Source organism: Tolypothrix sp. FACHB-123 (assembly GCF_014697075.1).
Lineage (GTDB): Bacteria > Cyanobacteriota > Cyanobacteriia > Cyanobacteriales > Nostocaceae > Aulosira.
The window spans coordinates 45,827-57,893 of record NZ_JACJRE010000037.1 but is presented as its reverse complement, the minus strand read 5'-3'; the positions used below and the strand labels follow the sequence as shown (position 1 = coordinate 57,893).

The window sequence follows — 12,067 nt, the reverse complement described above, 5'->3', positions numbered from 1 at the left end:
AAGTAACTATCAATGCCCAATGCCCCATACCCAATACCCAATACCCAATAAAAAATCATCTGTAGGGGTGCAAAGCTTTGCACCCCTACTCGTGTATTTTAAGAATATGTCATATTTCTTAAACTGGATCTGGGCATTAATTGGGAGAATTGGTGTAAATTGGCAAAAACTACCTATCAGTCCGGTAAGGATCTCAGCGTTCATCGCGATCGCCGTCTCCAGGCTAGCTTAGTAGTTATACTAACCTGGATTTGTGTAAGTTTGTTGCATTTAGTACCAGAATTGCAGTGGCTTATTGTGGGATTAACGGTTGTGCTGGCTGTGCAAATGTTCCGAATGCTGTTGGCAAAACCAGCCAATTTAGTAATTGAAGATGATACTTATGTACCGCTAGTCTCAATTGTAGTTCCTGCTAAAAACGAAAGTGCAGTCTTATCCGATTTAGTTCACAGTTTATTTGATGTAGACTATCCTCGCGATCGCCTAGATATTTGGATCGTTGATGACGGTAGTACCGATGACACGCCAGATATTTTAAGTAATTTACAAACTAAATTTCCCGATTTACAAGTTTATAGCCGCCAATCAACTAATGGGAAATCAGCGGCGCTGAATGCAGTTTTTCCCGGTACTAAAGGCGAGATGCTGTTAATTTGCGATGCTGATGCACAATTACCTATAAATATTCTCCGGCAAACAGTACCTTTATTCCAAAACAAAGGTATTGGTGCTGTACAAGTGAGAAAATCAATATTTAACGTACACACTAATTTTTTAACTCGCTGCCAACAAATGGAAATGATTTGTGATAGTTTCCTGCAAACCCATCGCATTGCTGTCGGCGGAATGTCTGAGTTGCGGGGAAATGGTATGTTATTACGGCGAGAATTAATAGAAAAGTGTCAGGGTTGGAATGAAGACACTGTTACCGATGATTTAGATTTTTGCTTTAAACTTTATTTGGTAAATAGTGAAATTGAGTTTGTGACTTCTTTAGCTATTCAAGAAGAAGGAGTCACAACCTGGAAACAACTTTGGCATCAACATTGTCGTTGGGCGGAAGGTGGCTATCAGCGTTTCTTAGATTATTTTCCCCAAATCTTAACTCTGGGCTGGAAAAAAGAAATCGACTTATTATTATTTTTCCTTTTACAATTTCTCTTACCAATTGCCTTAATCCCAGATTTACTGTGGACGCTATTTTATAGCGATCGCTCCGTTCTCTGGCCGCTGCAAACAATACTGGGTATTATTTTAACATCAGCTTTTATAGTCGGACTTTACCAATATCAAAATTTACGCGGACTGTCTTTGCTGTGGGCAACTATTCAAGGTTCCCTCTACATGGTGCATTGGGTGCCGATGATGATGGTAGTTACTTTAAGAATGTGCGTGCAAAAACAGCGATCGCGTTGGATTAAAACTAAACATCGGGGTAAAAATATTTACAAAGAGCAAAATATTTGATTAAAAAGGAGATTCAGAGCCTTTTGGAATAATAACAACTAAATTTTTAATTTGGTTGGAAGTTTAAACCCTTGTTCCCTCAGATTACAAGCTCTAGAACTTCCTTCTGCCTGCTGCCTCCTGCCCTCTGCCTTTCTTCAATAATATTTAACTTTTTGCCAATTTTTGGCTGTTTTGGCACTAAAGCCAACGTTGTTGTTTGGCATACATAATACTACCAATGACAATTAAAACCATGATGACAATTACCAAAGGATAAGCCCAAGGTTGATCCAATTCCGGCATATATTTAAAGTTCATACCATAGAATCCAGAAATGAAAGTGAGTGGTAAAAATACTGTCGAAAGGATTGTCAGGCGATTAACTCTTTCGCTGGTTTTACTAGCAGTATTATCCCGTTCAATTTCGAGTAATTCTGACATCCAGATTCTCAAAGCTTGGTATTCTTGTAATAACTTATCGACTTGATGGGATAATTCTTGATTAAAAAGTTCCTTGACTGGCAAACTTAACCATTGGAAGTCTTCGTAATCCATCATCGCTAACAGTGACTTGATGCTTTGAAAATTACGCCGTCCACAGCGAGTAGATTGTCTCATGGTGGCGATTTCTTTGTAAGTTGATTCATCACCAGAATTATCTAAAACTGCATCTTCTAAATCATCAAGTTTTCTAGCAATATAGTCAAATACAGTATAATAATTATTGAGAATATCTTTATAGATAAGATACAACAAATAGTCAATTCCATACTGTTGTATATCTATGATTCGCTTTTGAATATTGTTGCTTAAAATAGTTAAAATTCTAATTTCGGTAGTTTCAAAGGTAATAATAAAATTATTGCCCACTAAAATACTGCCACGTACTATCTCAAACTCGCGATTTTTTATTTGATTAGTCATAATTTCATAGCTATCAAATAAACAATCTTCAATCTCTTCATCAATGCCTATGGGAAAATGGTTAAAAACCATATCAACGCGAGAGGGATTGAGTCCGAAGTGGTTGATAATTTTGGCAATAGCAGTGCGATCGCGGAAACGGATACAACGCAACCAGATATTGTGAGAGTTGCTAATCATTTCCAGAATAGCATTAACATCCTTACTGGTAAATACTTCCAGATGATTCTGGGAAAAAGTGAAGAGAATGAGCATATCGCAATCCAAACTGAGCCGTGAGATCACACGGTTATTGGCAATCATACCTTGAGAATTGTTGCATCTATACCTTGTAATTATGATTAATTAAATTCTCTCACTTCTGGGGATAGTTTTATCAATATAATCAATATTTTTTGAATAATTACTAACCTAAAAATTGCTCTCGCAAGCATCTATTTATTTGTATTTCCAGTATTTTATTTAAAAAAAATCCTCAAGAGATAAATTTTTTACCTTAGATTTAATTTAAATTTAACCTGCTGTTAATTTTTTATTTAGGATTAGGTGTAAATTGGCAACCTATTAGGGGTTTGGTATGACGTGCAGATTACGGTATTCCATTGATCGATACAAGCGATCGCGGTACTTCTTTACAAGATAACGGCTTTAATTTTTTTCTGCGCTATCAACCAATACGGTTCAGTTAAGGATAATTGTAGGTTGGGTTGAACGCAGTGAAACCCAACAAGCGACCGGAAATGTTGGGTTTCGTTCCTCAACCCAACCTACGCCATTTTAAGATTTTTGACGCTAACTGAACCGTATTGCGCTATCAACCGTTTTAGTTTTACACCAATTTGCAAAAAGAATGTAACAAATGGGTAGCTCACATCTTGCACCAACGCTTGGGGCATAGGGCATTGGTAATTTCTTTGCCATGCCCCATTCCCGATGCCCAAAAACTCCATCCCCTTGGGGGTGGAGTTTTTCATGTTTTCTGGTGTACGCAGTTCATGACGGCTACTGAGCAATCCTATTTCAGGTGTAAAAAATATCGATTTTGGCTGTCAACGGTTAACAGTCAACCCTGCTTATAATATTTTACCAATCCAAAAGCGGATTGCGATCGCATCTACCCTGAGGTAGTTTTCTTTAACTATCTTGATGAATAAAGATTTCCCCTTCACTTCTGCGGAAATTACATCCTAGTTTAGATGACTGGCAATATATCTTTTAAATTCTTCAAACCCCAAGCAGAATGTATAACTTAACCTTTATTAAACCTAAATTTAATTATAATTAAAACAAAACCTGTTGTAGCCACGTAGATTTACATATTCAAAATTCAAATATTTACTCTAACTGATTGCAGTGAACTAATGCATGGTATTGTAAATGAAAATACTCTCTTCAACTCATTTTAATTTAGTAAAAATATTATGAGTAAGGTAAAAAAAGCTAGTCAAACTATTAATTTAAATAATTCTCAGTATTATTTAAATCGAGAATTAAGCTGGTTAGAATTTAACCGACGAGTTTTACATGAAGCCTTAGATATTCGCAATCCATTGCTAGAACGACTGAAATTTACGGCTATATTTAGTTCTAATCTAGATGAATTTTTTATGGTGCGTGTTGCACTTCTCAAAGAACAAATTCAAGCACAGGTAAGCCAGCCAACTATTGATGGACTAACCGTAAAAGAACAATTAGAAGCAATTTATCAACGCCTACATCCAATGGTGATTGAACAACATCACAACTTTGAGCAGGTACTACGTCCAGAAATGGCTGCTCATGGCATTCAGCTTTTAAATTACATTGATACTAGCCAAGAACAGCGTAGTTACCTCAAAGAAATATTTCAAAAAAAGATTTTTCCCGTTCTTACGCCCCTAGCTGTAGATCCCAGCCATCCCTTTCCCTTGATGGCAAATCTCAGTCTCAATTTAGCAGTGGTAGTTAAAGCGCCAAACACAGGGGAAGAAAAGTTTGCCAGAGTTAAAGTCCCGAATATTCTCCCTCGGTTTATTTGCCTCCCGCAGGAATTACAACTAAAAAATGGCAAGTCTCAATACTGGACAGGTGTGGCTATAGAGCAGATTATTGCTCACAATTTAGAATTTTTATTTCCAGGGATGATTATTAAGGAATATCATCTATTTCGCATAACTCGTGATGCTGATTTAGAATTAGCAGAAGAAGAATCGGATGATTTATTATTAGCAATTCAACAGGAATTACGTAAGCGTCACATTGATGGCTCTATAGTCCGATTAGAAATTCAACCATCAATGCCTCAAGCAGTAAGACAGATGCTAACGGCAGAAATGGAATTGTCTGAAAGTGATATTTATGAAATTAACGGCTTACTAAATTTAAAAGATTTAATGTCGTTAATGAAATTGCCTTTACCTCATTTAAAAGATCCAAATTGGAAACCAATTATTCCACCTCGGCTGCGCCATTTGCATCAAAAAAATAAAATTGCTAATTTAGACGGACAAGAAAGCAGCATTTTTGCAGTGATTCAACACAAGGATTTGCTCGTACATCATCCCTATGAATCCTTTAGTTGCTCTGTCGAAACGTTTATTACCCAAGCTGCTCGCGATCCTCATGTCTTAGCAATTAAGATGACCCTTTATCGCACCTCTGGAGATTCTGATATTATCAATTCTCTGATTACTGCTGCTGAAAGTGGTAAACAAGTTGCGGTGATTGTTGAACTTAAAGCTCGCTTTGATGAGGAAAATAATATTACTTGGGCGACTCAGTTAGAAAAATCTGGCGTGCATGTAATTTATGGGCTGGTAGGACTGAAAACACACACAAAAATTGTCTTAGTAGTGCGCCAGGAAGGAGAAGAAATCCGGCGATATATGCATATTGGCACGGGAAATTATAATGCTAAAACAGCAAATTTATATACTGATGTTGGGCTATTAAGTTGTCGCGAAGATTTAGGCGCAGATTTAACCGATTTATTTAATTATCTAACAGGGTATTCTTGTCAAGAGTCTTACCGCAAATTGCTGGTATCTCCCGTTAATATGCGCGATCGCATTATTGCCTTAATCCACAGAGAAATCGAACATTGTAAAAATGGCAATAAAGGTCATATTATCGCCAAAATGAATTCTTTGGTTGATGCCGAGATTATTGCGACACTATACGCAGCTTCTCAAGCTGGGGTGAAAATTGACTTGATTATCCGGGGTATTTGTTGCTTGCGTCCGGGAATTCCAGAAGTGAGTGAAAATATTCGCGTTATTAGTATTATCGGTCGTTTCTTAGAACATTCACGGATATTTTACTTTGCTAATAATGAAGAAAATGAAGTATATATCGGCAGTGCTGATTGGATGCCGCGTAATTTAGATCGCCGAGTGGAAGCAGTGACACCAGTGGAAGATGTTGAGATTATCCAAACCTTGCAAAATATCTTAGCTATTATGTGGGCAGATAATCGACAAGCATGGGAGCTACAATCAGATGGTTCTTATATTCAACGTCGTCCTGAGCAAGATGGAGTAGAGCGTAGTTCTCAAAATATTCTCATGGAAAAGACGCAACAATTATCAAGTAATAAATTTTTCACCGCATTATAAACCAATACAGTTTAGTTAGGCTGCGATGCGATACGTCGTAGGGGCACGGCACCGATAAGATTACTGTATACACCAAAAGATTGTGGATGCCGTGCCCCTACTTTGAAAATTATGTTTCTCAAAATAGATGTGGTTTAAATAGAACTTTTTGGTCAGTATATTTAGGGTAGACAATGCCCCCAAAAAATCGGATGTGGTGTCATTGCCCACCCTACTAAATCCTAGATGAGATTTTGGATTAGAGATTCAAAATCTAAAATCTAAAATTCGGTGACGAAATCCCTCGCTGTAATTACATTTGTGGGCACGCCAATTAAGGTTGCCAGTAGCTCATTTGTTTCTGTGACGCGAATGAGGGTATTTTTGGCACTGCTTTGAATTGTCAGTTGACCGAATGTGAGGTCACTTGACAAAGCAATCAAATCTGTACCGTTTTTGAAGTCCCGAATTATATCTGCGCCTGCGCCTGTTGCTAAAATAAAGCGATCGCTTCCTTTACCCCCAACCAGGGTATCATTTCCTTGACCGCCATCTAGCCAATCATCCCCATTACCGCCGTTAAGGATGTCGTTACTTACCTGGCCAAACAACATATCACTGCCGTTACCACCGTTGAGGGTGTCACTGCCATTACCACCACTGAGGGTATCGTTGCCATTGCGACCGTTGAGTTCATCTCTTCCAGAAGTGCCAGTCAGCGCATCTTGACCGTTGTTACCATTAAACACGCTACGGACACTTTTTAATTGCGCGCCGATGAGAACGGGATCGTGATCTGAGGAACGATAAGGTGTTGGCTGATAGAGTCCAGGAGGGTTAAATTCCTGGTTATAATCGAGAATTCTCGGTTCATCAGCATTGATATGCCACTCGGTTGCTCCGGTTATCTGATTACTGAGGCTGGCAGTACTCAAAGCATGATCCAGTCGTCCAGATTGCCCATCAAAGATATAAGAGTAGGGGTTTTGAATATATCTACCCAGTTCATCGACCAACCCACCATTGCGTAACACATCAATGGGATCTTCTTCACCATAAGCATTGAGATCCCCAAGCACTAAAACATCGCTGTCTCCTGTGGAGATTTTCAACTCGTTAACAAAACCCAGCAAAGCTTGCGCCTGTTGCACCCGTGTTAAATTAAAAGCACCTTGCCCGTCACCTTGGTCTGCATCTAACCCTGTACCTGTTCCACCCTTGGATTTGAAATGATTAATTACAGGGGTAAAGGTTTCGCCGTTGGAGTTGAGTACAAAGGTTTGGGCTACTGGTTGGCGATTGTAAATTGGGTCGGAATCGCTGAGGGAATTACCAACTGGGGTTACTGTTCCTGGCTTGTAAATAAAGGCAACTTTAATTTCGTCAGTTCCTACCCCTGTGGCGGGATCGCGAATGTAATCATAGACATTTGCACCTAAAAATGTATTCAGCCGAGTGACCAATTCCGCGATCGCAGATTCTGAATTATCGCCATCATTCTCGACTTCAATTAAACCTACCACATCAGCATCAAGCGCCGCGATCGCGCTGACAATTTTTGCACTTTGGCGCTCAAACTCTACCAAGTTTGTGGCTCCCCGTGAAGTGGGAAAGCCGCCGCCCATGCCATCGCCATTGAAGTAGTTCAGCACGTTAAAGCTGGCAACCTTGACGTTACCGCCCACGGCTGCGGGTGCAGCTGTCCGGGGATTAGCATCGACAAAATTAGGTGTGACAGTAGGTTGCAGCCGATAGCTACTAAACCCGAAACCCAGCACACCTGTAAGAGATGTCACTGTACTGCCTACGCGCAACGTGCCGTCTTGATTTAAAAAGGGAACTGTTGGGGGATTTTGGGTGCTGCTACCATCATCGAGGAGAATTTCCCGCAGATTGTTGGCATTTTGCTGTTGTGTAACTGCGGCAATGTTGTTTTCGTCGTTTTCGGTTTCCGAAGTTGGAATATCGGTAGGATCGAGGAAATTTGTGGGGTTAAATAATCTTCCTGCGGCAGATAGCAACACCTCACCAAACCGCCCTAGGTTAAAGTTTTCGGTTACTGTTAAGGTTTGGGGGAAGGTAACTAACATTCCCTCATAGCGTTCTAAGTCAGTCGTTGCAGTTACAGGTAAATCAATTATTACAGGTGCGATCGCATCTGAACCAACTACAGTCAGTCCGCTAATGTTAGCAATTTGAGTTTGATTAAAATTTTCTCCTACCGTTCCCGTCAACCGCACGGTTTGACCCACACTCACATCTATGCTGTTAGGCGCAAAAACAAAGATACCGTCAGATGTTGCAGCATCGCCATCACCAACAGCTTCCTGGACATAAAAGCCATTCAGCCCACTGCTACCTTGAAAGTCGCCTACCACAACGGCTTCGATTGTCACAGTTTGACCGACTAGCGAACTGGCTGCACCACTACCTTGAATTTCGTAAATCTTTCTCAGGGCAATATCATTATCAGTTATATTCACATTGAGGTTGGGAATCGGCGTGAGCGTGTCAGAGTAGGCGGCATCTAGACTGCTGACAATTGTATGGGTAATTACTCCTGTGTGGGGAGATGCTTCTACCTCTAAATCATTAACTGCTTTGACGGTAATTGTTTGGGGATTAGTATCTGTCAAACTGAGGCTAACAGAGTTAGAGAAATTTGTGCCATCTGTACTGATTTGCGTTTCCCCATCGGCAGCGATCGCAATATTTACAGCACCGCTGGGAGTAGTCTTAAGCGCAATCGTATAAGTATCAGTTGTTTCACCCTGTTCATTTACCTCAGTGCTATTACTAGATTGAGTAATCATTACTCCTGGGCTAGTTCCGGGATTAGCGGCGTAGCTTCCCAAGCCGTCAACAGTATCAGTAGCAAAGCCTTCCCATTCCAAACTTGGATCGAAAGCATCGCTAGGATTGGTATCGCCAGTAGTAATATTAGTTTTCCGCCTTAGGGTGTTGTCTGCGGTACTAGTCAAATTAGTTCCCCACTCCGCACCCGGATCAAAACCAATTTGACCAATTGAATCAATAATCGCCCCATTTGCGCCGCCTTGACGCAACACGATCGCATCATCGCCATTAAACCAGCCAGCACCGTTGGTTTGGTCTGCTTGTGCCAAAATTGTTGCATTAGCACTGCTTTGAGCTAACACAAATACATCACCAGGGGCAATTGTACCTGTTAAATTAATGGTTAATCCTGCGTTAAGGTTGCCATTAAAGTAGAACTGAACCACATAATTTCCAGCAGCTAAATCGATTACCGCACCTGTGCCGTTAAAAATTTCTAGGGCTTTATTGTTGCTGCTACCTTCAATATATTCTGAGAAAAATAATGCCATTGAAATCTCCGTAAAATCTGCAAATTTAGCTCAACTCAATGCCCATTAATATGGGCATCATTGGGGAATTCAAGATAGACACGCCTGCGATCGCTCACACAAACAGAACATGAAAATCTCTTTTCCCAATTAATATTTCGGTTCATTAAATTAATTATCAAAGCCTGTTTAATTAAGGCTTAAGAAGTTAATAAATTTGGATAAAAAAATGAGCGATCGCCTTAATTAAATAGCGATCGCTCTAAATTTTCAGATTGTGGTGCAATATTTACCTTTGATGAATCCAAGCTTGGAGATAATCGCGCAGAGATGTTCCTTGAGTTTTTTCCACTACTTGTTGGGCTTTATCTTGTTGTCCTAAAGCAAAATATAGCTTGACTAAGTGAGTATATTGGTGAGCGCGATCGCTTTCATCGGGTACTTGGATATACTCATTGATGTAAAGTATCCGGCTTTCGGGATCGGCAATTTTTTGCGCTACTTCAAAGGCGCGATTGAGTAATTCTATTGCATCTTCGTGGCGTTGCAGTTGTGCATAGGTTTTAGCGATCGCTATGAGTTTCGGTGCTTGTCTATCTGGTAATGATTCTAACTCTACCATTTGCAAGGCGACATAAAAACCATAGGATGCAACCGCTTGTTGAAAAATGGTATCATAGCTCGATTGCTGCAAGTGCGCCACTGGATTGGCTTGGGCTATGGTGAGAGCAGCTGTATATTGTCGCTGTTTAATTAAATATTCGGTGATTGAATATAGCAGATTTCCGCGAGTATCATCATCTACATGCTGTACTGCTTGAAGAACTTGCTGAAGGTAAAATTGTGTTTGTTGTTCATCCCCGAAACGCAGATATGCTTGAGCGATCGCAGCTAATGCTAGAGCTTTCTGTGCTAAGGGTTCTATAGCTTGAGTAAAAGTAATTGCAGCTGTAATTAAACTAGTAAATTCTTCTGGCGTCGGTGCAATTGCTGCAAGTTCCGCCCTTGTTAATACATGATATGGATTAGAAATAAAAATAGAATTGTCAATTTGTGTTAATACTTCATGAGCGCGATGCCATTGATTGGCGCTACTATAAGCAATGGCAATTTCTTGCAGTAGAGAATTGCGTTCTTCAGGAAAGAATTCACCGGGAATCTGTTGCGCTAATTCTAAGGCTGCGTCAAGATGTTGCTGGCGTAATGGTGCTTGGACAATTTGATAATACCAAGCGGGTTTGGAGATAAAATCTGTGTTATTTTGCACCACATTTAAAATTGTCATCGCCAAATTATATGCTTGTGCATCTACAGCAGCTTGCAATATATTATTGACGTAACCCACAGAATTAACCGCAGTTTCCGATTGAATTAAACCTATAAGCTGTTCGAGAATTTGTTGTACTTGCTGAGATTGGTTGGCTTTGGCATAAGCAACTAAAATCATACCTAATGCTAAAGCTTTTGGTTCATCTTGGGTAAGACGTTGGGCGGCATTTAAAGCAATAGTGAGTTGACCTGATTTTTGGTAAGTTTGAATTAAAGTTGATTGTATAGCTTCTGCAAGCTCATTTTTTGCTACCCGTTTCAAAGCTTCGGCAAACAAGCGATTTCCCCGGCGCACTTGATGATGAATCGCCCAATAAACAGCCATTTCTACTAAAGCATAAGCTTGGTATTCTGCTCCTTGAATTTTATGGGTAACAGATTGAGCTAAATGCAAATCTCCTCGTTTTACTGCATCGCGCACGACTTCTTGACGCACTGCATTTAGATAATAGTCATTGCTAATCTGTTCGCTTAATTTCAAAGCCCGTTGTGGTTCACCAAGTTCCACGTATAGCAATGCTATCGAGAATAGATAATTCCACTGCGCATCAGGATAATCAGTAGGAAGTTTCCCAACCGCTGACAAAGCTTGAATCAGTGCATGTTTGGTTTGGGATTTATTTTGGAATTGCAACCAAATGCGGGCGATTTGCATAAATTCATTAGCGCGATTTGCTGCTTCTGGAATCTGCTGCGCTGCTTGGCTGGCTTGTTGCATTGCGATCGCGGCGAGATTGGTACGTCCCAGAGTTTGGTATGCTTCAGCTACTTGTGCTAAATTTTGAGCGATTGCTAAACTTGAGTCTTTACCTAAATTCAGAACAAACTGCTGCACCTTCCCCAGCCACTCAATCCACTTATCTTGTTCTGGGCGCGGGAGTTGAGTTAAGGGTTGAAATACAGACTGCTCATTTTGAATGAGAGAGAAAAGTAAATAATTGCGTTGTTCGGGATTGGTGAGAAGTACAATATTGTGGAGAATGCGATTGTATGTTTCCAGCAATGGCGCATACTGCTGGGTTTCAATTAATCGCTGCACTTCGTTGCTAGCTTCAATAATTTTGTCGTGCAGAACATTTTGGTAAACTTCCGGGGAGATTTGAACGGTAGATATCATAGTGTGAGGTATTTGTCTCGTTGCTAGAGAATTACTACAACTAGCGCCCACACCTTTCCTTAAAGCTGCTTGTGTTGGCAGTATTGTTTGTAGTGATAGATACTATTGGCTATGGATTATCTGTAATGTGCGATCGCGCTTTTTATCAATTCAGATAATGTTGGTTAATGTTGGCGACACATCCATATATTCTGAATGGCACGGGCATTGCCCACCTGTGTCAACTTAACGTGAAACCCGCTTGGTTGCAAGGTTTCGCCCTCACCCCCAGCCCCTCTCCCTTAGGGAGAGGGGAGCAAGAGATTCAATTCCCCTTCTCCCTGAGGGAGAAGGGGTTAGGGGATGAGGGC

At 40.4% G+C, this 12,067-nt stretch carries 7 protein-coding genes; 3 read left to right on the top strand and 4 right to left on the bottom strand.

Going from position 1 to position 12,067, the window contains the following annotated elements; translation table 11 throughout:
- Nucleotides 1-19: 19 nt before the first annotated feature.
- Nucleotides 20-232: a hypothetical protein gene (locus H6G41_RS22335; protein ID WP_190748733.1), complete on the top strand. Its 213-nt coding sequence runs from the start codon at nucleotides 20-22 to the stop codon at nucleotides 230-232.
- The gene (locus H6G41_RS22330; RefSeq protein WP_190748731.1) at nucleotides 160-1,467 is read left to right on the top strand and encodes a glycosyltransferase family 2 protein; all 1,308 of its coding nucleotides are present in this window, start codon (nucleotides 160-162) and stop codon (nucleotides 1,465-1,467) included. The genes H6G41_RS22335 and H6G41_RS22330 overlap by 73 nt, the downstream gene beginning before the upstream one ends.
- A gap of 180 nt (nucleotides 1,468-1,647) precedes the next feature.
- On the opposite strand, the gene H6G41_RS22325 is transcribed toward H6G41_RS22330, so the two are convergent.
- Both H6G41_RS22325 and H6G41_RS22320 read right to left on the bottom strand, forming a co-directional pair.
- Nucleotides 1,648-2,628 carry a magnesium transporter CorA family protein gene (locus H6G41_RS22325; RefSeq protein WP_190748729.1) on the bottom strand — a complete coding sequence of 327 codons (981 nt, stop codon included), beginning with the start codon at nucleotides 2,626-2,628 and terminating at the stop codon, nucleotides 1,648-1,650.
- Between the two features lie 512 nt (nucleotides 2,629-3,140).
- The gene (locus H6G41_RS22320) at nucleotides 3,141-3,347 is read right to left on the bottom strand and encodes a hypothetical protein (protein WP_206756948.1); all 207 of its coding nucleotides are present in this window, start codon (nucleotides 3,345-3,347) and stop codon (nucleotides 3,141-3,143) included.
- Nucleotides 3,348-3,794: 447 nt separating this feature from the next.
- Between H6G41_RS22320 and ppk1 the strand changes: the two genes are divergently transcribed.
- Nucleotides 3,795-5,966: a polyphosphate kinase 1 gene (ppk1, locus tag H6G41_RS22315; RefSeq protein ID WP_190748726.1), complete on the top strand. Its 2,172-nt coding sequence runs from the start codon at nucleotides 3,795-3,797 to the stop codon at nucleotides 5,964-5,966.
- A gap of 260 nt (nucleotides 5,967-6,226) precedes the next feature.
- Here ppk1 and H6G41_RS22310 read toward each other — a convergent pair whose 3' ends face one another.
- A complete protein-coding gene (locus H6G41_RS22310) occupies nucleotides 6,227-9,292 on the bottom strand; it encodes an ExeM/NucH family extracellular endonuclease (protein WP_190748724.1) in 3,066 nt (1,021 codons plus the stop codon).
- Between the two features lie 268 nt (nucleotides 9,293-9,560).
- Nucleotides 9,561-11,717 carry a hypothetical protein gene (locus H6G41_RS22305; RefSeq protein WP_190748721.1) on the bottom strand — a complete coding sequence of 719 codons (2,157 nt, stop codon included), beginning with the start codon at nucleotides 11,715-11,717 and terminating at the stop codon, nucleotides 9,561-9,563.
- Between the last annotated feature and the right edge of the window lie 350 nt (nucleotides 11,718-12,067).

Bases quoted from the DNA above. Each gene is read 5' to 3' on its own strand.
- H6G41_RS22325 (WP_190748729.1), bottom strand. From the start codon at position 2,628: ATGCTCATTCTCTTCACTTTTTCCCAGAATCATCTGGAAGTATTTACC.
- H6G41_RS22305 (WP_190748721.1), bottom strand. From the start codon at position 11,717: ATGATATCTACCGTTCAAATCTCCCCGGAAGTTTACCAAAATGTTCTG.
- ppk1 (WP_190748726.1), top strand. From the start codon at position 3,795: ATGAGTAAGGTAAAAAAAGCTAGTCAAACTATTAATTTAAATAATTCT.
- H6G41_RS22320 (WP_206756948.1), bottom strand. From the start codon at position 3,347: ATGAAAAACTCCACCCCCAAGGGGATGGAGTTTTTGGGCATCGGGAAT.
- H6G41_RS22335 (WP_190748733.1), top strand. From the start codon at position 20: ATGCCCCATACCCAATACCCAATACCCAATAAAAAATCATCTGTAGGG.
- H6G41_RS22310 (WP_190748724.1), bottom strand. From the start codon at position 9,292: ATGGCATTATTTTTCTCAGAATATATTGAAGGTAGCAGCAACAATAAA.